This is a genomic window from Vibrio hannami (genome assembly GCF_029589055.1).
Lineage (GTDB): Bacteria > Pseudomonadota > Gammaproteobacteria > Enterobacterales > Vibrionaceae > Vibrio > Vibrio hannami.
Window position 1 is genome coordinate 500,052 of record NZ_JARQZP010000003.1, and the last position, 25,613, is coordinate 525,664.

Annotated in this window: 22 protein-coding genes and 4 pseudogenes; 16 read left to right on the top strand and 10 right to left on the bottom strand. The window is 39.8% G+C overall.

What is annotated here, in order from left to right; all coding sequences use genetic code 11:
* The first annotated feature begins 3 nt into the window (after positions 1 to 3).
* Together P7F88_RS03915 and P7F88_RS03920 are read left to right on the top strand one after the other, a co-directional pair.
* Positions 4 to 213, top strand: a complete 210-nt coding sequence (locus P7F88_RS03915; protein ID WP_277822064.1) for a hypothetical protein — start codon at positions 4 to 6, stop codon at positions 211 to 213.
* Positions 214 to 646: 433 nt separating this feature from the next.
* A pseudogene (locus P7F88_RS03920) lies at positions 647 to 1,029 on the top strand (NUDIX hydrolase).
* 159 nt (positions 1,030 to 1,188) lie between these two features.
* On the opposite strand, the gene P7F88_RS25750 reads toward P7F88_RS03920, so the two are convergent.
* The 4 genes from P7F88_RS25750 to P7F88_RS03935 all read right to left on the bottom strand — a co-directional run bounded on the left by P7F88_RS25750 (position 1,189) and on the right by P7F88_RS03935 (position 5,202).
* Positions 1,189 to 1,575 carry a helix-turn-helix domain-containing protein gene (locus tag P7F88_RS25750; protein WP_422127412.1) on the bottom strand — a complete coding sequence of 129 codons (387 nt, stop codon included), beginning with the start codon at positions 1,573 to 1,575 and terminating at the stop codon, positions 1,189 to 1,191.
* Positions 1,576 to 2,238: 663 nt separating this feature from the next.
* Positions 2,239 to 3,627: an MATE family efflux transporter gene (locus tag P7F88_RS03925; protein ID WP_277822066.1), complete on the bottom strand. Its 1,389-nt coding sequence runs from the start codon at positions 3,625 to 3,627 to the stop codon at positions 2,239 to 2,241.
* A 59-nt stretch (positions 3,628 to 3,686) separates the two neighbouring features.
* Positions 3,687 to 4,544 carry an AraC family transcriptional regulator gene (locus tag P7F88_RS03930; RefSeq protein WP_277822068.1) on the bottom strand — a complete coding sequence of 286 codons (858 nt, stop codon included), beginning with the start codon at positions 4,542 to 4,544 and terminating at the stop codon, positions 3,687 to 3,689.
* 136 nt (positions 4,545 to 4,680) lie between these two features.
* Positions 4,681 to 5,202: a GNAT family N-acetyltransferase gene (locus tag P7F88_RS03935; protein ID WP_277822069.1), complete on the bottom strand. Its 522-nt coding sequence runs from the start codon at positions 5,200 to 5,202 to the stop codon at positions 4,681 to 4,683.
* A 199-nt stretch (positions 5,203 to 5,401) separates the two neighbouring features.
* Between P7F88_RS03935 and P7F88_RS03940 the strand changes: the two genes are divergently transcribed.
* From P7F88_RS03940 to P7F88_RS03965, 5 genes and pseudogenes are all read left to right on the top strand, one after another.
* Complete coding sequence (locus tag P7F88_RS03940; RefSeq protein ID WP_277822071.1) at positions 5,402 to 6,556, top strand: LacI family DNA-binding transcriptional regulator; 1,155 nt, start codon at positions 5,402 to 5,404, stop codon at positions 6,554 to 6,556.
* A gap of 375 nt (positions 6,557 to 6,931) precedes the next feature.
* Positions 6,932 to 8,260, top strand: a complete 1,329-nt coding sequence (locus P7F88_RS03945) for a PTS sugar transporter subunit IIC (RefSeq protein ID WP_277822073.1) — start codon at positions 6,932 to 6,934, stop codon at positions 8,258 to 8,260.
* Positions 8,261 to 8,270: 10 nt separating this feature from the next.
* Positions 8,271 to 9,673 (top strand): annotated as a pseudogene (locus P7F88_RS03950) (sulfatase family protein).
* A gap of 20 nt (positions 9,674 to 9,693) precedes the next feature.
* Complete coding sequence (locus P7F88_RS03960) at positions 9,694 to 10,356, top strand: glycosyl hydrolase (protein WP_277822075.1); 663 nt, start codon at positions 9,694 to 9,696, stop codon at positions 10,354 to 10,356.
* Complete coding sequence (locus P7F88_RS03965; protein ID WP_277824549.1) at positions 10,248 to 10,862, top strand: glycoside hydrolase family 26 protein; 615 nt, start codon at positions 10,248 to 10,250, stop codon at positions 10,860 to 10,862. The genes P7F88_RS03960 and P7F88_RS03965 overlap by 109 nt, the downstream gene beginning before the upstream one ends.
* Before the next feature lie 65 nt (positions 10,863 to 10,927).
* Here P7F88_RS03965 and manA read toward each other — a convergent pair whose 3' ends face one another.
* On the bottom strand, positions 10,928 to 12,118 hold the full coding sequence (manA, locus tag P7F88_RS03970; protein WP_277822077.1) for a mannose-6-phosphate isomerase, class I: 1,191 nt from the start codon (positions 12,116 to 12,118) through the stop codon (positions 10,928 to 10,930).
* A 116-nt stretch (positions 12,119 to 12,234) separates the two neighbouring features.
* Positions 12,235 to 12,939: a GntR family transcriptional regulator gene (locus P7F88_RS03975; protein WP_277822080.1), complete on the bottom strand. Its 705-nt coding sequence runs from the start codon at positions 12,937 to 12,939 to the stop codon at positions 12,235 to 12,237.
* 232 nt (positions 12,940 to 13,171) lie between these two features.
* Here P7F88_RS03975 and P7F88_RS03980 point away from each other — a divergent pair, with 232 nt between their 5' ends.
* From P7F88_RS03980 to P7F88_RS04005, 6 genes are all read left to right on the top strand, one after another.
* Positions 13,172 to 13,480, top strand: a complete 309-nt coding sequence (locus tag P7F88_RS03980; protein WP_277822082.1) for a PTS sugar transporter subunit IIB — start codon at positions 13,172 to 13,174, stop codon at positions 13,478 to 13,480.
* Between the two features lie 58 nt (positions 13,481 to 13,538).
* Entirely contained in the window at positions 13,539 to 14,861 is a 1,323-nt protein-coding gene (locus P7F88_RS03985) for a PTS sugar transporter subunit IIC (RefSeq protein WP_277822084.1), read from the top strand.
* A gap of 71 nt (positions 14,862 to 14,932) precedes the next feature.
* Complete coding sequence (locus P7F88_RS03990) at positions 14,933 to 15,298, top strand: PTS lactose/cellobiose transporter subunit IIA (RefSeq protein WP_277822086.1); 366 nt, start codon at positions 14,933 to 14,935, stop codon at positions 15,296 to 15,298.
* A 29-nt stretch (positions 15,299 to 15,327) separates the two neighbouring features.
* Positions 15,328 to 16,224 carry an ROK family protein gene (locus P7F88_RS03995; RefSeq protein ID WP_277822088.1) on the top strand — a complete coding sequence of 299 codons (897 nt, stop codon included), beginning with the start codon at positions 15,328 to 15,330 and terminating at the stop codon, positions 16,222 to 16,224.
* 11 nt (positions 16,225 to 16,235) lie between these two features.
* Entirely contained in the window at positions 16,236 to 17,132 is an 897-nt protein-coding gene (locus P7F88_RS04000) for an ROK family protein (RefSeq protein ID WP_277822090.1), read from the top strand.
* Position 17,133: 1 nt separating this feature from the next.
* Positions 17,134 to 18,531 (top strand): glycoside hydrolase family 1 protein, encoded by a 1,398-nt coding sequence (locus P7F88_RS04005; protein ID WP_277822092.1) that lies wholly within the window; start codon positions 17,134 to 17,136, stop codon positions 18,529 to 18,531.
* Between the two features lie 360 nt (positions 18,532 to 18,891).
* Here the strand turns inward: P7F88_RS04005 and P7F88_RS04010 are convergent.
* The 4 genes and pseudogenes from P7F88_RS04010 to P7F88_RS04025 all read right to left on the bottom strand — a co-directional run bounded on the left by P7F88_RS04010 (position 18,892) and on the right by P7F88_RS04025 (position 21,971).
* Positions 18,892 to 19,413, bottom strand: a pseudogene (locus P7F88_RS04010) (GNAT family N-acetyltransferase).
* Positions 19,414 to 19,478: 65 nt separating this feature from the next.
* A pseudogene (locus P7F88_RS04015) lies at positions 19,479 to 19,963 on the bottom strand (N-acetyltransferase family protein).
* A gap of 27 nt (positions 19,964 to 19,990) precedes the next feature.
* The gene (locus tag P7F88_RS04020; protein ID WP_277822094.1) at positions 19,991 to 20,689 is read right to left on the bottom strand and encodes an aspartate/glutamate racemase family protein; all 699 of its coding nucleotides are present in this window, start codon (positions 20,687 to 20,689) and stop codon (positions 19,991 to 19,993) included.
* Positions 20,690 to 20,855: 166 nt separating this feature from the next.
* Positions 20,856 to 21,971 carry an MDR family MFS transporter gene (locus P7F88_RS04025; RefSeq protein WP_422127419.1) on the bottom strand — a complete coding sequence of 372 codons (1,116 nt, stop codon included), beginning with the start codon at positions 21,969 to 21,971 and terminating at the stop codon, positions 20,856 to 20,858.
* Positions 21,972 to 22,149: 178 nt separating this feature from the next.
* Here P7F88_RS04025 and P7F88_RS04030 point away from each other — a divergent pair, with 178 nt between their 5' ends.
* The 3 genes from P7F88_RS04030 to P7F88_RS04040 all read left to right on the top strand — a co-directional run bounded on the left by P7F88_RS04030 (position 22,150) and on the right by P7F88_RS04040 (position 25,610).
* Positions 22,150 to 23,058, top strand: a complete 909-nt coding sequence (locus P7F88_RS04030; protein ID WP_277822096.1) for a LysR substrate-binding domain-containing protein — start codon at positions 22,150 to 22,152, stop codon at positions 23,056 to 23,058.
* A 673-nt stretch (positions 23,059 to 23,731) separates the two neighbouring features.
* The gene (locus tag P7F88_RS04035; protein WP_277822098.1) at positions 23,732 to 24,661 is read left to right on the top strand and encodes a carbohydrate ABC transporter permease; all 930 of its coding nucleotides are present in this window, start codon (positions 23,732 to 23,734) and stop codon (positions 24,659 to 24,661) included.
* A 1-nt stretch (position 24,662) separates the two neighbouring features.
* Positions 24,663 to 25,610 (top strand): carbohydrate ABC transporter permease, encoded by a 948-nt coding sequence (locus tag P7F88_RS04040; RefSeq protein ID WP_277822100.1) that lies wholly within the window; start codon positions 24,663 to 24,665, stop codon positions 25,608 to 25,610.
* The last annotated feature ends 3 nt before the right edge of the window (positions 25,611 to 25,613 follow it).

Sequence of the window (25,613 nt, forward strand, 5' to 3'; positions counted from 1 at the left end):
TCTATGAAAGTGACAATTGAACAGCTTGATACAGGAGAGCATTACTTTATTCTTCCTGAAAAATTTCAGCAAGAACTGGAATGGAAAGAGGGTGATACCATTGAATGGATAGATAACCATGATGGTTCTTATTTGCTTTCTAACGTAAATAAGAACCGTACTTTCAAAGAGAAGGCTGATTCGACTTCAGATGTACCAGAAGAGAAAAAATAACTGGACGGATATAAATTAATAAACGTTTTAGGTTTTAAAACACTTTTCCTTATCTAGCAGAGTGACTTTTTAGAAACAGGCCCGTACTTTTGTCCGGAGATGTGCTTACGGAGCATGTGATTACGGAGCATGAAACACGAAAGTGCTCCAAAGCGCGTTAACGTAATTACTCAGTGACGGACCGTGCCACTGGAATCACCGTAATTTTACTCATGGTTACCAGTTGAGAGACCGTGACAGAAAACTTCCAAAAGCGCTCAACACACCCCATATCTTCTTGTTTCTCATGATTGCATAATTAGTCTTCCAATACCAAGTATCTACTTTTTATTATATAAGCTGATTTTTCAGAATGGGATGTAGACTATTGGTGATAATAATGTTTAACATCATAATCTTGTATGAATGAACTGGTTTACTGAGAAACGTAAAAATGAAGAATTTATCTATGGCTGTAGTGACTAAAAATGGTACGGCGCTTGTCCAGAAACGCTTTCGCCGAAATCAAGGTATGGTTCTAGAGTTTCCTGGAGGTTCTGTAGATGAAGGTGAATCAGGAGCCGAAGCAGCAATTAGGGAGTTGCGGGAGGAAACTGGTATAAAAATTTTTAAAATTTCTGAATGTGTCACTCTTACCAATAAATTCGGGGGAGACATTCATTACGCTGTATTAAAACTAGTTGATGATGCGGAACCAGTAACTGTTGATCCAATTAGACATTTTATTGGTTGAAACCTGAAGAAATTCCGCTGGATGATTTTTACGAAGCAGATCGAGAGTTTATTACGCAGTACTTACCAAGGCTTATTGTGTGACTGATGTAAAGTCAGGCTAATGCTTTCGTTAGTTCATAAACATATTTACCTATGTACAGTGTGAACTATTTCACTCCGCAATAGATGCAGAGCAAATTGTGCGCTACTTCAGTGAGTATCCGGTATACAGAAACTTGGTAAAAGACCGTTTCAGTTGATTCAGGCAGTCAGGAGAGCTGAACTGAAAGGATGAATCGAATCATAATTATTTTCCCGCTTAAGTTTCTTCAATTTGCTTGGAGATATAGCCATATGTTTTGCAAATACCGTACTAAAGTTAGACGAGCTGTAGCCGTAATCCAGAGCTATATCTGTGATACTATGATTGGTATGTAATCCAAGCCGAAAGGCACTAGTCTCGATTCTTAACTTTTTCACAAACGCATAAATGCTTTCTCCGGTTTGTTCTCTAAAAATACGGTTAAAGTGGTATTTTGAATTATTACAATAGTTGGCTACATGCTCTACGCTAAATTGGTTGTGAAGGTTTAATAGGATATAATCTATTGCTTGGATTACTTTAACGTTAGTGATTTTTCTTAGCATATTTATCGTTTAATTGAGTCTGATTCAGCTTAATTACTCTTAGTTTTAATATAAATTGAAGCGAATAATCGAGGAATGTAGAAATAAATTATACAAACATCGTTGGTGTAACTTCTGAGTTGGTGCTATTCCGAGTTATTTAATATTGTTTAGGTGGAATACATAAGTGCTGGTTAAAGAAGAACCCTCAATAACATTACAATGATCCAATTCGAAACCTAGCTTAGATAAAACAGCATTACTTTGAGCATTCCAGTTGTATTGAGGCAGCTAGTGTTGTTACTACCAACTCATTGAACGAAATTAAGCGTTCAATCGTCCACCAATCAAAGTTATTCAGTTTTATTGATAAATACGAGACGACATACAAAGAAGGACGTTCGACAAAACCTCTCAGTGACAGGATAGTGGATTTGTACAAAAGTTTGGTGGTCGAAGCTCTAAAACTTCCTGTTTATCTTTACGTAAAATCGATGGAAGCCAAGATAAAAAACTATGACCTTAGCAAAAGGTTGGGGAAGATGCCTGAACTAGAATTTTTGTCAAAAGTTAAAAACAAGGTTTTGGGAAACTCAGTTGATCTATAGTGGTTGTACACTGGTTAGCCTACTAAAGAGAAGTACGACCTTCGCTATAAGTTCAGATGAGTGGTTTCTGCGTTATCTAGTCATAATCTGTTCTAGTGGTACTGGGTATCATCTTAGTAGATTGATTACTTAGAGTTGTTTCTAAAACCTCGGGACAAGCCTCTTCTTTTGCTAATAACCAGCATGAAATAAAAAAGGTGAGCAGCTCGGTGGTCGGCGCGATTAACCATATAGCCTTTACTCCGCAAAATTTAGGAAGAATAAGTATACATGCAAGTAAAATAACCAGCCCACGAGCAGCTGAAATAGCGGTCGATGCAAGCACATTCCCCACTGATGTATAGTAGAACGAAGTGATGATGTTGGTGCCGACAAATAGGAACATTATTGAATAGTAAGGAATACCAGATCTTGCTACTTCTCCAACATGATTGTTGTCTATAAATAGGAGGCTATATCTATCGACGTTAAGCAAAAGAAAGAGCATTGAAAGCAAACCCAAAATAGTGACATATATTATACTAAAATTTCGCACTTTCTTTGCCAGCCCATAATCACTTGCTCCGTATGAGTAACCAACCAAAGTCGCAGAGGCTTGAGCAAGCCCAATCACTATCATAGTAAATAGGTATCCCGAATAATTTACCAATGTGTATGCAGTCAAACTGTCTACCCCACCAGTTGTTACAATTGTGTGGTTTAGGGTGATGGTTGTAATACATATTGAAAACTGTCCAATGAACTCAGATGACCCATTTTTGAAAGTATCGACTAATACAGCTCGAGAAAGTACAAATCGCTGAATGTTGAAGATTCGAGATTTTGTCCGGATATAAGAGAACAAGTAGATAGAGTTAACAAGTACCGAGATGACGGAAGCAATTGCAATTCCTTTTACTCCAAAGTTGAAATGCACAACCAACGTATAATCTAAAGATGCGTTTAATACTACAGATATAATTGACAAGACCAGAGGTATGTTAGGGTTTCCTTCAGCCCGGACAAACATTCCCCCAATAACATTAAGCATTGCTAACGGATAAGCGAAAATTATCAAAGAGTAATAATCAATAAAGTGTTGTCTTACTGCAACTTCTAGTTTGATCTGTTCCGATATAGGAGAGATCAATACACTAGATAACATAGCGGATATGACTAATAGAACTAAGCCGGTTAGCAGTGTTTGATTAAAAATACAGTTGCTCAGTTTATGCTTATTGGCTCCTATTAGTTGAGATGCCTGTGATACACCGCCAACTCCGACCATAATACCGATGGCTAAATTAAAAAAGGAGAAAGGTAACCCTATATTTACAGCTGAAAGAGCAGATTTACCAATGAAGTTACCAATAAAATAACCATCAATAATCGAGAGAGAAGAGGTTAATATCATTGAAAAGATTGAAGGTATAGCGAACTTTATGATTGTCAGAGGTAACTGTTGCCGAATTAGTCTAAGCTCCATTATTCATATCCCATAGAATAGTTTTGCTTACTTTACATTGGCCTTACCACGAAAACTTCTCAATCCATGCTTGTTTTTATGGCAACATTTATATCAATCTCAACATCACCGGTTCTTGGACAACAACCAATATAAAAGTCATGAGCAGGGCGCCCTAGCGGAAGGTAGGGGGACTGTGGTAACCAAACATTCACTAGGCCTTTATAGGCTTCATTTATGTTTGGAGCCGGTCCTTTGAAGGAAAATGTAGCAACTTTACAGCCTTTGATGAGTTTGTTGGTGGGTACTACGTTGTTTTGATCAACGGATATACATAAATCGAACAAGCAACGATTGTGATCCGTAATGTTGGGGTCATTCCATGTAATTTCTATAAAGCGGGTGTTGTCCGTACACAGAAGACTATGCTCTTGGATAAATTGAGGCCAGAGCAGTCTTAAATCTTTATAGCTACCAATATATCGATTAAATACGACATTTACGTTCTCTAGGTTATTGATAACAATTCGATCATTGTAGTAATGGTAGTTTTGATATTGAATGACTGATGAATCAAAAGGACTCGTCGTATCATAATTATTTTCTCGCTTAAGTTTCTTCAATTTGCTTGGAGATATAGCCATATGTTTTGCAAATACCGTACTAAAGTTAGACGAGCTGTAGCCGTAATCCAAAGCTATATCTGTGATTCTATGATTGGTATGTAATCCAAGCCGAAAGGCACTAGTCTCTATTCTTAACCTTTTCACAAATGCATAAATGCTTTCTCCGGTTTGTTCTCTAAAAATACGGTTAAAGTGGTATTTTGAACTATTACAATAGTTGGCTACATGCTCTACGCTAAGTTGGTTGTGAAGGTTTAATAGGATATAATCTATTGCTTTGATTACTTTAACGTTAGTGATTTTTCTTAACATATTTATCGTTTAATTGAGTCTGGTTCAGCTTAATTACTCTTAGTTTTTAATATAAATTGAAGCGAATAATCGAGGAATGTAGAAATATATTATACAAACATCGTTGGTGTAACTTCTGAATTGGTGCTATTCAGAGTTATTTATTATTGTTTAGGTGGAATACATAAGTTCTGGTTAAAGAAGAACCCTCAATAACATTACAATGATCCAATTCAAAACCTAGCTTAGATAAAACAGCATTACTTTGAGCATTCCAGTTGTGAACACTGGCCCATATAGGTTTGTCTATTTCGCACAATCTTAGTTGTTCTATTAGAGTTGAGCACATTTCTGTTGCGATGCCACAATTCCAATAATCAGGGTTGACCCAATAAGCTAGAAAATACCCTTTTTTATTTGGTGTTAAAGTTACTTGACCAAGAATCTTATTGGTCGTTTTGTCTCTACCTGTCCAAACAAATCGAGTATTTTGTTTCCAAAAATCGATTCCTTCCTTGCACCATGTATCTGTTGCATCTTTAGTTTTATACTGGGCCAAAGGCAATTGCGGCGGAAAGTTTGGGTGCGAAATAGCATCGAAAACACCGTTACTATCTTCTAGTTGGATAGGAGAAAATGAGATTCGATTACTTACAAAACTTTTTTGAAATTCATCCAATACTACCTAATAACTAAGCGGATATTACGAGTTGGCCTTTAACCCGTTGATGACAGTACATGAAAGAAGCGCATCAAACATCTTCTTGCATTACTCGATGCCAAACGACACTTTAATCGATATATTGTTGTTATTGGCTTTCATTCTTATGAAAACTATGGAAATATGACACATATATTCAGTTAATAGAAGTATTTTCATGAAGAATGAAATTGAGAACCACGCAAAACACAGTAAATCTTCAGTTGTACCTTGCGGCTTAAGTACTCAAGATGAAAAAACTTCACTAATAAAGACAGAAAAGAAGATGGCAACAATCAACGATGTTTCTTTACTTGCAAATGTATCTAATGCAACTGTGTCAAGAGTGTTCAATGGAAATGCTACTGTAAAAAAAGAAACTAAAGAATTAGTTCTCAAGGCCGCAATGAAGTTAGGGTATAACCCGGAGGCAGTTGATGACTTGCTGGGTAAGCTTGTTGTAGATGACGTAACAGTTGCCAACACAAAAATAGGCATGGTTGTTTCTCAGATTTCTACAGCCAGTTTTGGTCATTTTTATGTGGCTGCGCAGCAACGAGCTATTCAAGAGGGCAAACAGCTAATGATTTTTAACGGCGAAGGTATACGTAGTCGGGAGAAAGAGTATGTGAAGTTGTTATGCGATCAAGGCTGTAAAATCATACTACTTGTTGAAACTGAACTCAGAGATATAGATGTAGATGAGTTTATACATACAGAACAAGTTATCATAAGGTTTGATAGTAAAAATAAAGGATTAAGTAATTCTCTTGGATATGATCATGCATCAGCATGTGCCTCCGCATGCCAATATTTGATTGCGAAAAATCATAAAGAAATAGCTTTGTTTACTGGAAAGGGGCAGCTTGGAGAGCAGAGAGTAGAAGGCTACAAAGCTGTATTTGAACAGTATAAATTACCGATGGACTCAAGGTTGGTCATAGATCAAACTGAAGAGGGAAGTGTTGCTTCTATGGAGCTTTGCCGTAAAGCTGTGCGTTTTAGCGCGATAATTGCAGCCAACGATAAAATGGCGGCAGAAGCGATGGCTACACTGAGGCAGTTCGGCTACGAAATACCTGAAGACGTTTCAGTTGTTAGCCTTGAAGGTTCAGAATTGGCGGAGTTTACCTACCCTAGGCTAACTACCGTTGAAATGCCCATGAACGAAATAGCAAGTGAATTAATTTCTTTGTCGATTGAAATGACGGAAGATGAGAGTTGGGGTAATTTAAAAGGAAAGAGGTTACCTGGAAAACTGATTGCACGAGAGTCCGTAGTCTTTTTTAAACCCACAAGCGAGATGGATATGCGAGACATATCCCGTTCATGAATCTCCCAAAATGTTAGTTGCTAACCCATATTAACTAGCCTAAAACACCTCGAGACAAATTGTCTATTGAGAACACGAGTCATAAATTCGTGACGTTTATTCCATAAGCCATTAGCTCCCCACCGAGCACTTTGTTCGAACATGATTTTCATGGTTATGAAAAATACGTTCATTTTTCATAAAATCCCGAATCCGTCGACATGCGTGTAAAGTATTGATAAATAGGAAATAAGCTTACCTCTCAAAACTATATGCTTTTGATGGTGATCACATATATGTAATTTCATGAAAATGTTCGTTCACATGAAAGGAGTGCGGGTGCTAGTATCTAATCGATGAATAAATACCCTACAATTTCAACTCATAGTGAACGATATGAAATATTTAGAAAACTTTTTTAATAAACACGGAACAAAGATAAACACCTTTGCGACCAACAAATATGTGTCTTCGATTAGAGATACATTTATTAGTACCTTGCCGTTAATAATGCCAGCTTCATTCTTTATTTTGTTTAGTCAGTTGGTACTCAATCCTTTATTTGGTCTACCGGCTTGGGTAGGGCAGGAACATATTTCTATACGTTTTATGTCAAAGGTGTCGGATTTATTAATTGGTGGCACTCTGAACATGTTTGCTTTATTTGCTTGCTTTAAACTAGCTTCACTTTTAGCTGCAAAAGAAGGAAAAGACCCTATGAGTACGGGGCTGGTTGCTCTGGCTGCATTCTATATCATTACTCCCGATTTTTCTGTTGCGAACGTCAGTTCAAAAGGACTATTCGCAGGCGTGCTAGTATCCATCTTAGCTACTCGATTATTTCATTACTTTACAGCCAGTGAACGACTCAAAGTCAAGATGCCTGATCAGGTGCCTCCAGCAGTAGCTAAGTCCTTTGCCGAGCTGCTTCCTGCTACATTTACTTTAGTAATTTTTTCTGCTTTAGCAGCGGTACTGAACTTGTATGGTACGTCTGTTCCAGCAATCATCACTCAGCTTATTCAGGCTCCGTTGGCAAATCTAGCCGGTAATATATGGGGCTTAATGACTGTTGATATTATTCAAAATATGTTGTGGATATTTGGTATTCACGGTGGGGCAGTGTTGGGTGGCGTTAAATCTATGTTATTTGCCCCAATGCAAGATGATAATCTAAGAGCTGTGGCTGAAGGTGTTTCGATGTGGGACCTACCTCATGATGTAACTTGGTTATCCTATGATCTCTATGCGAACGTCGGTGGCGCAGGGGCATCTTTAGCCCTACTTATCGCTATCTTAATTTCTTCTCGTCGTGTTCATTATCGTAAAGTCGCTCAGTTAGCGCTACTACCATGCTTATTCAATATTTGTGAAACGATGGTTTTCGGTTTACCAATCATCCTTAATCCAATCTTCGCAATTCCTTTTGTCATCGCGCCGACAGTTATGCTTGGATTCGCAGGGCTAATAACATATTTAGGTTTAGTTCCACCATTAGGAATTCTAGTTCCTTGGACTACGCCAGTTGGTCTTGGAGCATTTCTCGCTTCTGGTGGTGCTTGGCAAGCGGGACTGCTCGCAATTAGTACCTTATCGATCGGTGTGTTGATTTACCTTCCATTTGTGAAACTGGCCAACAAAGCTGCGGAGCCAGGTGAATTGATAAATGAGAAAGAAGAAAGTGAAGAAGCACCTGAGTTAACAACATCGAATCAAAATAGTTAGGAGAAACAAAATGTTAAAACGCCCTAATATACTTTTACTGTTTACCGACCAGCAACGTAAAAAGTCATTGGGGTGTTACGGCAATTCTTATGCTGTAACGCCAAATATCGATGTTCTTGCAGAAAAAGGAGCAAAGTTTGAGCGATATTTTACACAGAGCCCCATTTGCACGCCGAGCAGGGTTTCATTGTTAACAGGGCGATACTGTAGCTCTCATGGAGTCGGTACAAATGGTCCTGAAGTCTCAACAGACATGATGACAATCCAAAAGCGATTAAAGCCATACGGATACAGAACCGCGAACTTTGGCAAGTTGCATTTCCTACCACATTCATTTCGGAACCATTTAGACCATCATCCAGATTATGGCTTTGATGAATACGTAATTTCAGATGAACCTGGTTGTTATGATGATCCATATACCGAATGGGTAAAACAAAAAGCACCAGAACAGTTGGACTCCATTAGGACAGCATTACCATCACAAGCAAGACGTTTTGGTAAGCCGGAATACAGTGACAGAAAACGAGATCCGGAAACTCCATTTGTTTTTGAAGGTGATGAAAGCCTTACCCACAGCGGATTTGTCACTGAGCTAACACGAGATTTTATTCAAAGGCAGGCAAATGACAGCAATCCTTTTTTTGTGTTGCAGGATTTTACGCGCCGCATGCTCCAGTAAATCCACCTAAGAGATTTTTAGATTTATATAATTTAGAGGACATGCCCTTACCAAAGGTTGGTAAAGATGAGCAAGTGATGCAAAAGCTACAAGGCATCTCTGATACTGAATGGAGGGAAATTCATCGACATTATATGGCACTAGTAAGCCATGTTGATGATTGTGTAGGTCAGCTAATTGAATCACTAAAGGAAACCAATCAGTACGAAGACACGATAATCGTTTTTGTCTCTGATCATGGAGAGTATTTAGGAGATCACGGTCGGGTGCAAAAAGGTATGCCGGGTGAAGACATTATCACCAATGTACCTTTTATTATTCATTACCCTAAATCAGTAGACAGCTCCAGCTATAACCAGTTGGTAGAGAGTGTGGATTGGTTGCCAACAATGCTGGAAATGGCAGGTGTTCCTTTGGCTAAGGACTTACAAGGAAAATCGTTAGTTGGGTTAATGGAGGGTAAGGCCGAAGAACATAAAGATCTTATTATCACCGAGCATTTCGAACCATTTGGTGCTCGTGAGGTAAGTGTCAGAGATGTTCGCTATAGATATTACTGCGATAGTAAAGGGAAAGAGCTGTTGTTTGACCTCGAGCAAGACCCCGATGAACTGTCATCGGTTCATGATAAGAACAGCTATCAAGATGTATTGTCAAATATGCGCTTTAAGATGCTGAAAAAGATCCAACAAGTAGCGTATCCAAATGTAGAAAAAGTATTTGCTTATTAAAAATTATTTAGGATTGAATAATGAAAAAAATTGCTACTTTGGCATTGATAGTGTCAAGTTTAACGTCGCTTTACACTTTCGCTAATAGCCAACTGATTAACCCAGAGTCAACAGAAGAAACAAAAGCGTTGTATAAAAATTTAGCCAAACTTAATGGGAAAGTTATGTTTGGGCATGAAGATTCTCTAGCGTATGGAGCTAAATGGTGGGGGTATAACAGTGATGGTTCCTTTAACTCTGACATTAAAGAGGTTACTGGGTCACTTCCGGCTGTATTTGGTTTGGATATTGGGGGAATTGGTCTTGGAAATGAAAAGAATCTCGATGAAGTAAAGTTCTCAGACTATAAACGCTACATAAAAGAAGTGTTTCGTCTAGGGGGAGTGAATACCATTTCTTGGCATATGTATAGCCCTATAGATCAACACCATTCGTGGGTCAAAAACTCGTACGTTAAAGAGTTGATTCCAGGTGGTAAACACAATACTGAATTAAAGTCGTACCTTGATGCATTTGTCGCATTTAATGAAGATCTAAAGGTGACGATAGATGGAAAAAAGTATGGATACCTATCATATTTCGCCCATGGCACGAGCATAATGGTGACTGGTTTTGGTGGGGGAAAGGACACACTACAGAGGATGATTATATTGCACTTTGGAAATTCACGGTTGATTACTTAAAAGACAAAAATCAGAACAATTTAATCTTCGCGTTTTCTCCGGATCGATCTCGTATGGATATTGACGATTTTGATAAATCTTATCAGTACGGCTATGCGGGCGATGACTATGTAGACATTCTAGGGTATGACAATTACTGGGACTTAGGACATAAAGCCAATACTCTATCTGTTTCAGAACAACAGAAACAGTTCGTAAAAAGCCTTGAGAAATTAACAGACTTAGCTGAGAGCAAGAACAAAGTTTCAGCATTAACAGAAGGTGGGCAAGAAGGTGTTACGGAAGATCGTTTTTGGAGTGAACGCTTTTGGGCTGGCGTGTTTGCAAACCACAAAACTTCTCGAATTTCATATGCTTTAGTATGGAGAAACAACAACGAAGATAATGGTAAAAAAGGGCACTACTTTGCAACGTTTGCTCAAGAGAAAAATGCTCCTGATTTTTTAAAGTCATATCAGAATAGCAAAACGGTCTTTATAAAAAATATACCTAATCTTTATAAATAGAAAGTGTTAAAAGGTCGCTTACTTTAGCGACCTTTTTTTCACGTTTAGAACGATCATCTCACGACTTAATAGAATGCTCTTGCCAACTTACCTTTAGTGGTTACAGTTAGTTGACCACAGTAATGAGGAATAAAAACGGACTCGCCTTTCGTTAACAAGACCTCTTCATTAGAAGCCGTAACAAATGTAGCGTCGCTGTCTATCGCGAACCAAATCTCAGCACCTTTTGGCTCAATAACGTGCTGAAATGGATTCTCGTAGATGGCGAAATTAAAGTCATCAACTGGAATGTAAAATATAGATTCACAGCCTTCAGTTGATGGTTCTGTGAGAATATCCCAATTGTTTAACGGCTTGAATTTGCAACAGGAGATGAGCTCATCAGTATCAATGAACTTAGGTGTTAATCCTGCTCTTAGAACGTTGTCCGAGTTGGCCATAATCTCAAGAGCTGTGCCTCTTAGGTAAGCGTGTGGTGTGCCTGCATCCAGGAACATGGCTTCACCTGGTTTAAGTTCGATAACGTTAAGTAATAATGGTGCAAACAAGCCTGCATCGTTAGGGTATTGATCGTTGAGTTCCAATATGAGTTTTCCTACAGGGTCTTTTTCTGTTTCTGCCCAGGCTAGCAACTCAGAAATAGCAGATTGTTTTTTTGTGCCACTCAATTCTAATAGTGTTTTAAATAGTTTCGCCAGACCATCTGAATCTAGTGATTTGGAAAACTCATTAACGTCCTCTCGAAGCGCGGTACTGTTTAATCCTTCAAATTGGGAAAGTATATCTACGAATGGGCGAAAGCCGTTCATAGCCAGATATGAAGTTAAAGCGTAAACCAGTTCTGGTTTGTGGTTACTGTCTTTATAGTTTCGATCTGATGCTGTAAGGGAAATACCGAGAGAATTCTCTTTTTTATATCCAGATTCTGCTTGAGACTTTGATGGATGAACCTGAATTGATAGCGCTTTTTCCGCCGCTAGTACTTTAAATAGAAATGGGAGTTCGCCAAATTGTTTTGCGGCGGTTTCTCCGAGAACGTTGACTTTATGTTCTTCAATAAAATTAGAGAGAAGAGTTGTCCTTTCTTGAACCTTAATGGCAGAACTTGCTTTAGGGTGTGCACCCATCCAAATTTCTGCAATAGGTTGGTTTTCATCGTTATTTATGCAAAACAGCTGAGGAATGGATGTTGTGCTACCCCATGGGTAGTTTTGAACCTCGTTTTTTAGTTTAAAAATCGATTGTGATGGTTTCATAGTAATACCTTATTTGAGATAAATAAAAAAAGACCCTTTCATAAGAAAGGGCAAGCGCGAAATGTTTAGGAGATAAAAAAGCGCCAAAAGTCGGGAGTTTTCAATAAGTCTATGTCCTACATCCTTACGAAGCTTGTTGAGAGTCGGTACTTCTCGCATACATGTTTAACGTTTGAGTACTCAAAAATATCACCGTTGTCTAAGTAAGCTACTTGCTCAACGTTGACAATTTTGTCCTCCTTACTAAGTCCAAGATGCTTCGCATCATTTTCCTCTGCATCAGTTATCGTTACTTCTATCATCGAGCTGTGTATTTTCAGCTGAAGAACCTGCGTAATGTACTCGTATATTGAATTTTCGATATGTTTTTTGCTTAGCCCAGTGACTATGTCTATAGGCATGTAAATATCTTCAATAGCAATAGGTTCATCATCAATGTATCTGGCTCGAATAACGTGATAGAGCATGTCGCTATCTTCGCAGTTGAGTTTTTCTGCGAGAAAAGCAGTTGCGGGTTCGACACTGTAGTTAACGATATGAGTATTCAGGTTCCAGCCTTCTGATTCGGCTTTATACTTTGTTCCATAGAGATTTTTGGTGCCGTCTTTGCTAAGAGGTCTCTTCACAAAGCTACCGACGCCACGCTTTCTAACGACAAAACCCTCTTTAACTAAGATATCTAAAGCTTTTTTAATAGTTAACTCGCTGCACTCAAATTCTCGGGCAAATGACTTACCGTCAGGCAATTTGTCGTTACATTTATATGCACCATCGGCAATACGAGTTCTGATGGTCTGATAAATCTCTAGATACTTAACCATTTTTTCCTCATGCCGATTTTGTCGTAGTGTTGTATGTAAATATTATAATAACTATATGGTTATTATGTCTATAACTATATCTGTACAAACAATATACCATATAAAATAATGTGATCATGCTTATAGTTTTAAAACCATATACTTTTACTTTGTAAGTTGATCTGCTTTATTACATGGCGAACAGGTGAGAATCAGAACTCCCTAAATGTTTTTATGATACGAGGTAACTCAAATGGCTACAAAAATTTTCCTAGTTTGTTCTGCAGGTATGTCGACTTCTATGGTTGTTAACAAGATGCGCGAGGCGGGTACAGCAAAAGGTGTTGAAGTCGAAATAAAAGCTTATTCACAATCAGAATTTAATGACGTTGTTGATAAATATGATGTTTGCATGGTTGCTCCGCAAATCGCATACCAGTTCGATAGCTTCAGCAAAGTTTGTGCTGAAAAAGGTTTAGGTTGCGGCAAAATTGAAATGATGGATTACGGTATGCAACGTGGTGACGTCATCTTGGACCAAGCACTTGCTTTGGCTAAGTAACCTGAACTTGGTGTTAGATTGTAAAAAATTCTAGAAATACATGATTGGAGAACTCCAAATGTCTGTTAAAGATACATTTTTTAATTTCCTACAAAGTACCGTTGCACCGGTTGCAGGGAAAATAGGTTCGCAACGGCACGTTCAAGCTATTCGAGATGCCTTTATTGGTGCAATTCCGTTTATTATTGTCGGCTCCTTCTTACTAGTTATCGCATTCCCTCCATTTGGCGATGAAGCGAATAATATTTGGTCCAATTTTGCTCGCGATTATCGTAGTGAAATTCTACATCCATTTACTTTCACAATGGGTATTATGACTCTTTGGATTGTAACGGGTTTAGGCTATAACCTCGCTCGCTTTTACCCGACATTAAACCCATTCATGGCTGGCCTGTTGTCACTCTCCACATTTTTGATGGTCGCAGCACCAGTTACAGATGGGGCGCTATCCATGTCCTTTATGGGGGGTACAGGTATTTTCACTGCGATGTTGATTGGTATATTTGTCCCTGAGATGATGAATTTCCTTCACAAACACAATATAGGTATTAAATTACCGCCTCAGGTACCAGAAAAAATTCGTGACTCATTTGATCTGTTGATTCCTATTGCCATCGTTATTGTAACTATTTATCCGCTTAACTTGTTTGTTCATGCACAGACTGGCTTTATTATTCCAGCGGCTATCATGGAAGCCTTTAAGCCACTAGTTTCTGCATCTGACTCGCTTCCGGCTCTGTTAATGATTTCATTTATTGCACAAGTTTTGTGGTGGGCAGGTGTACACGGTTCAGCGATTACTGGCGGTATTATTGCTCCATTTGTTCTTTCGAACCTGACGGTTAACCAAGAAGCACTCGCAAATGGAGTAGAAGGTACACAGCTACCGACTATTTTTGCTCAGCCGTTACTAGACTTCTTTATCCAATTTGGTGGTTCTGGTGCAACAATGGCTTTGGTTCTGATGTTCCTACGTTCTCGAGCAACGCACCTTAAAGCGATTGGTCGTATGTCTATCGTACCTGGTTGTTTCAATATTAACGAACCAGTTTCATTTGGTACACCGATTGTAATGAACCCAACTTACTTTATCCCATGGATTGTAGCTCCACAGCTTTGCGGTATCTTCACATGGTGTATGTTTAAGTTTGAGTTGATGCACCGTATCGTTGCTATTCCACCATGGACTGCTCCAGCACCTATCGGCGCCATGTGGGCAACTAACTGGTCACTTGTTGCATTGTTCACCGTAATGGTAAACCTGGTGATCGCTAGTGTTGTTTACTATCCGTTCTTTAAGTTGCATGAAAAAGAACTTTTGGAACAAGAAGCGGCAATGGCTTCAGAAGAAAGCACACAAGAACAGCCAGTTACGGCTTAATAACTAATCGACCTAATATTCTCCCCCACGTTTTGGGGGAGTTTTCTGAACAAAAATTAGAGGTAAGGAAAATGTCAGAGTACATTGAAATTAATTCAGCTGAAGATATTACTGAAGAGTTTTTAATGATGTTGCTAACGCAAGCGGCTATGGGTGAGTCTGCATCTAAAGAAGCAATGCTCAAAGCAAGAGCGGGTGAGTTTGAAGCAGCAAAACAGTTAATTGAACAAGCTGAAGAAGCTTTTACCGAAGTACATAAGACTCAGACTGCGCTTATCGGTTTTGATGAAGGAGAGGGTAAGGTTCAAATGACTCTTATTCTGACCCATATTCAAGATCATATTATGACTGGTATGTTGGCGAAAGAAATGGCTGAAGAAGTAATTTTCCTTCGTGAAGAGTTAGCAGATCTCAAATCTAAGCTACTTGAGGCTTAACGGGAAAATCGTTCTATTGGGGTAGATATATGATTGTTGGTTTAGATATCGGTGGTACAAAAGTTGAAGGTGTAGGGTTAGATAGTAATAGCTACGAAATGTTAATCAAACATCGTGAACCTACCAATAAGGAAAGCTATTCTGGTTTTTTGCAGTCAGTAATGAGTGTAATAAACAAAGTTGCTGAGTTTGGTACTGTTGAATCTATAGGTATTGGTTGTTGTGGCTCTGTTGGTATTGATGGTCTTATGCAGGGCGCCAACGTTTCCGTTCTTAATGGACAGGACTTCATTGGAGATATCCAAAAGCAGATAGATGTCCCTGTTGCTATTGCAAATGATGCGGATTGTCTTGCTCTTTCAGAGTTTAAAGATGGTGCCGCCAAATATGCCCAGCATTCATGTGTCGCAGTGATTATTGGTACGGGATGTGGTTCTGGCGTAGTGATAAATAATGGATTAGTCACTGGTCTGAACAAGCTTGGGGGCGAGCTTGGACACAACCCGTTACCAAACTTCTGCCCAGAAAAAGATGGTGAACCAATTGAATGCTATTGCGGTTCGTTAAATTGTACAGAGTCTTTTGTTTCTGGTACTGGATTTGAGCGTACTTTCTCTGAACGTCACTTTCCAGCGAACTCAAAGGAAATAGTTGCACTAATGGAGCAAGGCAACGAAGATGCAATTACGCACTTCGAGCTATATTGTGACCAGTTAGCAAGGACTCTCGCTGCAGTCGTTAACTTCGTAGATCCAGAGGTGATTGTACTGGGAGGGGGAATGTCAAATGTTGACGCTATATATCCTAAGGTTCAATCCTATCTAAACCGCTATACCTTTACCAAAACCGCAAAAACGAGAGTTGTGAAGAATGTTCATGGTGACTCTTCCGGTGTTCGTGGTGCAGCATTTCTACATACGTTATAAAAGGTTTCAAAGTGTATTACTTGGCTTTAGATTTTGGTGGTAGTTCCGTTAAATGCGCTGTAATGACAGAAAACGCTCACATCGTGGAGCAGTTTAGCGTTGATAGCAAAGCGGAAAGTTATGCTCATTGGATAGAAAGTTTTGCTCCTGTATTTGGGCTTTGTGACGAAAAATATGGGATTGAAGGTATAGCAATTAGTACCTGTGGTGCAGTTGATGTGGAGTCCGGCGTCATTAATGGTTCTAGTGCTTTGCCTTATATCCACGGATTTGATGTAAGAACTCTTTATCAGACTAAGTTTCGTGTTCCGGTAGAGTTAGAAAATGACGCGTGTTGTGCAGCCCTAGCCGAAGCCTGGTTAGGGGAGGGGAATCGATCTGAACACTTCTGTACTTTAGTGATTGGTACCGGCATCGGTGGGGCAATAGTGACGAACAAGCTTGTTCAAAAAGGACACAATCTTCATGGCGGAGAGTTTGGTTTCTCAATAGCGGGATTCCAGGATGGACATCCCTTAATTTTTGGGCATGTTGCATCCACTCAAGCGCTCGTCGCCAATGCAGCAAAAATTTTAAACCAGTCCTCAGAAACTATAACTGGTTTTGATGTTTTCAAAGAATATGAAGAGAACAATGAAGTTATTAGACAGTTAGTTGATGATTGGTTCATGAAACTTGCTATCGGGATTTTCAATATTCAATACCACATAGATCCAGAAATGATTTTACTCGGTGGTGCAATTAGCAAACGCAAAGGGTTTGTTGAACAGATAAATATCAAGTTGGATAAGCTGTTGAACGACCTACCTATGGCCAAAATCCGCCCGGTTGTAAAGGCTTCCCGTTTTGGCAACGACGCCAACTTAGTTGGCGCACTTAGACATTATTTAAACAGACAAGGTAAGTAAGATGACAACTTATACTTTCCCAGAAAATTTTCTGTGGGGTGCAGCAGCATCTGGTATTCAAACAGAAGGCGTAACGAACAAGGCGAATGAATCTATTTGGGATTTGTGGCACCGTGAATCTCCAGAACGCTTTTATAAAGGTATCGGCTCACAGGTAGTAACTGATACATACAATCGCTATAAAGAAGATGTGCAGTTAATGAAACAAGTTGGATTTAACTCTTTCCGAACTTCGATTCAATGGTCACGTCTAATCAAGGACTTTGAAACCGGTGAAGTTTGTCCTGATGCAGTGGAGTTTTACAACAACTATCTGGATGAAATGATTGCTAATGGCATCGAGCCAATGATCAATCTATATCACTTTGATATGCCAGCACAGCTTCAAGAGAAGTTTGGTGGTTTTGAATCTAAGAAAGTGGTGGAACTGTATGTAGACTATGCGGTTAAAGCATTCAAACTGTTTGGTAGAAAAGTAAAATATTGGATCACTTTCAACGAACCAATTGTGCCAACAGAAGGTGGGTATTTATACGATTTCCATTACCCATGTAAGAAAGATGGTAAACTAGCCGTTCAGGTAGCATACAACACTATTTTGGCTCACGCCAAAGCGGTTCATGCATTTAACCAACTGTCTATCGAAGACTCTAAGATCGGTGTAGTACTCAACCTAACTCCATCATATACCCGCAACGATAGCGAAGAGGACAAACAAGCGGCTTGGTATGCAGACTTATTGTTTAACCGCAGTTTTCTAGACCCTATGGTTAAAAACGAAATCCCTCAGGAACTTTGTGATGTGCTAAAAGAGCAAAACGTTTTGCCTGAAACAACTGCTGAAGAAATTGAAGCGATTACGAGCGCGAAAATAGAATTTTTGGGTGTGAATTACTACGTACCTCGACGTGTTAAAGCTCGCGAAGCTGAATATGATTTAGACTACTTCACTCCAGAAGTGTACTTCGAGAACTATGTAAACCCAAATGGGCGCTTTAATCCTTATCGCGATAACAACGAAATCCTACCAACAGCAGTTCATGATATTGCAATGAACGTCAAGGACAATTACGGGAATGTGCCTTGGTTCTTGGCTGAGATTGGTATCGCTATGGACGAAGTATCCGAAGGTAAGCCAGACGAAGATGGTTATATTGATGATACATTCCGAACTGACTTGATGAAAGAACATCTGGCGCAACTACATCGCGCTATTGAAGATGGGGCAAATTGTTTCGGTGTTCACCAATGGACGTTTATCGACAACTGGTCCTGGACAAACTCTTTTAAGCGTAGGTATGGTTTCTATCGTTTGGATTTGGAAACAGGAAACAGAATACCTAAGAAGCACGGCATCTGGTTTAAAGAGCTTACTGCAACGGGGACCTTTGTCGATTAACTAGAATAGTTCAACTTTTGACATGGAACCCTAAGGTTAAAGCCCGGTTAAACAAGCCGGGCTTTTCATCTTGGGTATTAATTTAAGATGGATTAATCTGGATTCAACCTGCCAATTTCCAATTCACGATGCTATCAGATCGTACTGGTAGGGCCACTTCGCTATACCTCAAGCGTGCCAGTAACGTTCTAGGCCGATAAATTTCGTCACCTGTTAGCGGCAAGCACCGCTTGTAGCGAACAGCCAAGAAATTGTGCTCGGTTTCTCCCAGAACCTTGCACTTTTTAACATTTCTAGCCCAAATTTAGATTGGAATAATTATGCGCATTCACATAGAGCACTAAGTTGGTTTGAGTCGATTCAGTACATATAACCTAGCCAATCCACATGACCAGTTGCCCAAGTTTTACCACTAACTTTTTTTACGTACAAATCATCTACCTGATCAACCGCGACACCGTAGTTTCTATGTTCATGAAGCCTTAACCAGGAGTGAAGAGAGTCAACGCGCTCGTAACCATTTTTAACATAAAAGTCATGTGATTCAGATATTAATATTATGAAGTCGACATCCCTTGTTGAGGCATAGTTACTGAGTTGAGAAAGCATAGCGGTGCCAATGCCCAGTCCTCGATGAGCTTCATCAACACAGAAGTCAATGACTCCCAATACCTTATAGGTTTCTGTACCGACACTCACAACACGATAGTCTAAACCCATATAACCAACCAATTGGCCTTCTTGGTAACTCAGGGCTCTCATATGAGGAAGCTGCTTATAATAAGATTTGGCGACTTGATGCTATGGAAACGACTGGTTTCGGAGCAGCTCTATCTCATCATGTTGGCTTCTCGACAGTTCTATTTCAGGATAAATTTTCATATTTTGACCTTTATAGTTTTAGTGATATTTCTCGATACACAGGAAGGGCTATCTATAGCCTTTCGTCATGAGAACTGTTTTTCAAGCCAAACAGAACTAATGTAGTTACCATGTTTCTTTGCGTATTGATCAAAAATTCCAACTTGCTTAAACCCAAACTTTCTATGTAATGCAAGAGAAGTGTCATTTGGTAAAGCAATCTCAGATAGTGCTCTATGTACAGCCTGCTTTTTCAACTCAGAAAGCAAGTGACCGTATAGCATAGAACCTATGCCTTTATCTTTCACTGCTTTGGAAAGGTAGATCGTCACTTCTACAGTGTCATAGAAGACCTATACTGTTGAGAGAAAGCAAAACCAAGCAGCTTTTCATTTTCAACCGCAACATACAGTTGGTACTTCGAACTGCGACAGAATTGAGCAAACAATTGAGTTCGATTTTCATAGGAAAACACTTGCTCCTCAAATCTGGCATTGGTGTTCAAAATGTAATAATTGAATAAGTCTGTGATTTCAGGCACGTCGCTCAACTTTCCGAATTTTATTTCTATCATAATCAAACTTCTACTTGTCGCTACTTAGGCCTGAAGCGCGATATCTACAATTGCTTCACAGTGAATTTTTGTTGTGGAAAACAGGGGAATACCCTGCCAAAAAGATTCAGTAACCAGAAGAGGGATCTCTGTACAGCCCAGAATGATACCCTGTGCTCCGTTATTAATTAGCTGCTCTATGACAGTGAAAAATTCTTTCTTAGTCTCCTCAGTAAACGTCCCCAGAACTAATTCAGAAATAATTTTCTCGTGTACATAGTTACGGGCTGAAATTTTGGGGATTACTGAAGTGATACCATTGTTCAAAAGCTGCTTTTTATAAAAGATACCTTCCATCGTTGCTTGCACACCCAATAAACCAGCCTGAGTTATGTTTTGCTCATACAGCACACTCGCAGTAGCTTCTGCGATGTTAACCAATTCTATTCCATGTGCTTTTTTTATTGCGGCTTCGAATCGATGTAACCCATTGGCGCCTAAGGCGATAACTTCTGCACCAGCATTTAGCAGGTTTCCTACTGCCTTGACGATCATATCTTCACACGCCTTTTCCGACGGATCGTCTTTCTGTTTATCTAAAAACTCTTTTTCGTCCAAACTTTCAACGACGATACGTGCGGAGGAGTGTCCACCTAATTCTGCTCTAACTAGTTCATTAATAAGTCGGTAATATTCAAGAGTAGAGACGAAACTAAGTCCCCCAACCAGTCCAATTTTTTTCATAGGTAATCCTAAAGATTTTATTTCTTTGGTTTATGTTGATTACTTAACTGTGTTATACGGGGTTCAACTGAGTCCTGTTTCTCAAAATTGGCGTAAAAATAGAGTGTTATCAGGCATAACATCAGGCAAAGACAGAATAGCCACATTGCATCTGACGAGTCTATAATCATGCCGCCGACGATAGGAGCGAGTACAAAGCCAAGAGTGTGTAATGAGGCCGCGCCAAAATATGCCCCCGCAGTTTAGGTGGTGCCAATCTGTCTATCTGAACATTGATGGTTGGAAATGCAATCACTTCTCCAAGGCTCAAAACAAAACATGCTGCAAACAAGCCATGCACTGAGTCAACAGGGCTTGCGATAAAAATGAGTTGGGAGGCCCCCATCAGACAGACCCCTAACTTGGCCCGAAAAGTTAGAGAAAATCTTTGCAATAACTTCAACAACGGAAACTGAAACAGAATAACGGTCAGGGTATTTATCAGTACCATCCCTGCGATGAGCATCTCTGTGTCTGTACTGCCTGAACGGGCAACAATCTGAGGAATGGTTGAGCTGTAATGCGCGTAGACAAACATCATGAGGACATTCGCTGCAACTAACTTAATGAACCGCGAGTCGTTTTTGATTCCCTGTAAAACCGTCGCCATCGGTTGAGGTTTCTTACTGTGGCTGATTTTATTGTCGATGTAGTATTGAAAAGCAAACAGCAGGGTCATGGCATAGCCCAGATAGGCTACTGAGGCAATCAGAAATAAGCTTTCGGGGTGTGACACCGCAAGTTTCACACCGAGTAGCGGGCCAAGTGCTCCCCCTACATTGATAGCAAAATAGCGCATATTCATTGCCAGCTCTCGCCGTGTAAGATCATTGATGCTGTCGCTGATGAGTGCTTTACTTGGCTCTTCAATCATTGGTCGCATAAGGCCGCACGCGACAATTAAAAAATAGAATTGATTGAGCTGGTTAGCCTGAGAGATCCCAAGGTATGTGAGTGAAGAAACTAAGCAGCCTGCAATGATTATTCGCTTGCGGCCAATGATGTCCGACAGGTGCCCTGTGTAAAAGCCAGCAATTACCCCAACAAGAGCAGACATCGCGAGCATAAAACCAACTTCAGTCGCCGTAGCACCGTATTCACGATATAAAGTGATCACTAAAAAGGGCCAGGCCATAAAGTAACTAGTTCGGACAATCAAGGTTCCAATCAATACACACCAGACAATAAAGGGCATCTGCTTGATGTGTGTTTTCTGAAACATGCTAGAGTTTGTTTGCTGCATTCTGTTAACCTAAATAATACTGGCTTATGATTTATCTAACGATATGAGTTTGCTTATATCAGTACTCAACGTCATTAGTATCTCGCAAAGCCTGATAACGGGCCTTTTTCGGGTATTGTGAGCAATTGTTTGTGGTAACACGAACAACAATTCATTACAGGATATATAAGCAGGGTTTATGGATAAAAGACTTCAATACCTTAGCGGTCTTCGTTACTTTGAAGCTGCCGCCCGATTAGGGAGCTATAGCAAAGCAGGGCAAGAATTGTTTGTTACTCAGGCAGCTGTCAGTCAGAAACTAAGGCAGCTTGAAGATGAACTTGGCTGTAAGCTTTTTATCCGCAAGGGTCGCGATATGGTGCTTACTACAGAGGGCAAGAGGCTTTATGGAAAAGTCTCTCAGGCATTTGAATTCATTGTAGAAGGGCTAAATGCAACCCAAAATGAACCTGTAGAGGGAGTTTTATCGGTCGCTACTACCCCATCTTTTGCATCACGTTGGTTAATGCCCAAATTGTGGAAATTTTCAAAGGAATACCCAGAAACACTGATACGAATCAGCTCCAATATTAATCCTAGAGAAGCACTTCTTGGGGAGGCGGACATCGCCATAGGGGAGATTTCGCTTGAAACCAGTGATGAGTCTTTGGTATCCGAGTTCTTATTTGATGAGCCAGTGTTTCCAGTGTGTTCCCCAGAGCTTGCGAAAAGTATGAAACTCATGTACCCAGCTCAAATTACTCAATGCTGGTTAATACGAGGTATTCATAATCATCACTTCTCGTGGGAGCAATGGTTTAAAAAGGCCAATGTAAAGCTTGAAGGAGAAGTATTCCAATGGATGGAAGTTGAAACGCTTGATATGGGGTTAAACGCAGTTATTGCTGGCCATGGTGTTTGTCCTGGCACGGATAGCTTAGCTGGTGACTTTATTGAAAGAGGCTTGCTCGTAAAGCCATTTGATATCAGCTTGTCTCCTGGTATTGAATACTCTGCGATTTACCATGCAAATTCTATAAGAAGAGCTCGTATCGCGGTGTTTACAAAGTGGCTAAAGCAAGAAGCGTTGATACAACAACAGAAGTAGGTGAGTGATATGCAGTCACCAATAGGGCCAAATCTAGTCACTAAACATTTGTACTGGAGATGCTTTGACTTCAGCCAATCTCTTTCTTGTGAATAATAATTCAGTTTGTCAAGATACTATTCAGTTTGGTGTAGGAGTTATAGAACTGAAGGGTGACAAAAATTGTCCAAAAGTATCCATTTTCGGCACCTTGAGATGTAGTGCCGGGTAATGTTCTGACGGCGAAAAGTGCGCTGAGAGGTAGAATTCGACCGATATACCAAAGCGGCTACTTTAATGCTTCTGAAAGCGGTGACTGCTAGCTCAGGACAAGTTACACCACCCCCATCGTCAGATCGAGTCTGAGTCACTACATTTAAGATCACTACATCTAAGATCCTACCAAAACAAACCTCGCCGCGATGTAGCCGACTAATGAATCTCTTTTAACCATTGGGCATTTTTGATGCGTGCAGCATAGCAGCAATCAGGTTGTAAAGTCGAAATGGATTTTGTTCGTAACGTTGCGATAGCTTCTTCATTTTTTAATATCTATTACCAAAGATGAAATACAAAGAGCATGTGTGCCTAAAACAAAGCCAAGTAATCATTAATTGATCTCTTTCACACTATCACTCTATTAAGTAAGGTTTATGTTGATGGTGATAAATCGTAACGTTAAGATTCTTGCTAGATGTCAGTTGAGTGTTCTCTGGATGCTCTTCTGTCAGAAGCAATCCCTGGAGTCTTTATGTTTACTTATTCATTAAAACAACAGCAGCGAATGATAGTGTTTGCATTTCTTGCGATACCACTCACGTTGCTATTCACCTTATCCTATTATCCCGCAAGCCAACTGTTCTATATGAGTGTCACTGACTGGGATGGCTATGCGCCAGTCAAAAATTTTATTGGTTTGGACAACTACACCTATTTGTGGGAAGAACCCGATCAGATGAACCCACTGCTTGTGACGTTGTACTATTTTGTTGGTGCAGTGATACAGCTGACCTTATCGTTATGGTTTGCAGTATTGGTCAACTCGAAGCTTGCCGGACGCAATCTTTTTAAAACTTTACTATTTATTCCATTTGTACTGAATGCCGTTGCCGCTTCGATGGTTTTCCAAATTTTCTATCAGGTTGATGGTGCTCTAGACAGCTTTTTAATCCTTATAGGGTTGGAAGATTGGATTAAACCCTGGTTGATGGATAGAGAAGTCGTCAACTGGGCACTGGTTGCAGCATCTATTTGGCGCTACCTTGGGTTTAACCTGATTCTGTTTTTTGGCGTACTCCAATCTATTCCTCAGGATCAGTATGAAGCGGCCAAAATTGAAGGTGCCTCTGAATGGCAACAGTTCCGCTTTATCACCCTGCCTTCTATCAAATTAGTTATTGGCTTGCAGGTTTTACTTGCGTTTGTTGGCTCTTTGTCGGTGTTTGAAATCCCAATGATCATTACGAAGGGTGCAAATGGCACGAAGACATTCGTAATGGCAACTTTAGAAACCGCATTCAACTTCAATGACTTCGGATTAGCGTCAGCAATGGCTGTAGTGCTTCTGATGATAGTCATATTGTTTATGATTTTGCAAAAAGTGCTGTTTAAAGAGGAGCGATAAGATGTCCGTAACTAATAACAATGTAGCTTCGCTAACACACGAAGAGCGACAGCTTCTTGCAAAAGTAGATGCATCAAAGAAAGCAATTAAGAAGGCGCGCCTAAAGAAAAACCTGTCAAACCCAAGCTGGATTTTCTGGTCGTCATTCAAATACCTTACGTTGGTGCTGGCTGCCATAGCCGTATTGGTTCCACCTTACTCGGTGTTAATGGCGTCCTTTAAGTCATTGGATGAGTATTACAATACCAGCAAGGTTGGTTTGCCGGAAAGCTTCGCTAACTTTAGCAACTACATAAAAGTGTTTACCGATGGCGATCTTGGGCTAGCGTTTTTGAACACTGGAACCATTTTGTTAGTATCGCTTTTTTTGACAGTATTATTTGGTACTCAGGTTGCCTATGTACTGTCGAGATTTAATTTTCGTGGCAAAAAGCTAGTATTGCTTGCGTACGTCATTGCGATGGTTATCCCGCCAGTAACTACTCAGGTTGCGACATTTGAGGTAATTAAGGGGTTAGGTCTAATTAATCATAAAGCCTCAGTAGTTCTACTGTATATTGGTGCTGATGTAGTAATGATTTATGTTTTCCTTCAATTCATGAAAGGTATTCCAGTTGAATTGGATGAAGCGGCCAAAATTGAAGGCGCATCATACTTTCTCATCTACCGGAAGATTATATTGCCTCTTCTAAAGCCGGCTATTGCGACGATCATTATTCTAAGAACGATATTTATTTATAATGACTTCTACTTCCCTTTACTATATTTACCTGAGTCATCTCAAGTTACTGTATCGACAGCGTTGTACAAATTTACGTCTGTTTTTGGTACTGAGTGGACAACAATATCTGCAGGGATAGTGATTATTTTAATACCTTCAATTGTTATATTTTTGCTGCTACAAAAGCAAATCTATGCTGGTGTTACCAACGGTGCGGTTAAAGGGTAGAAA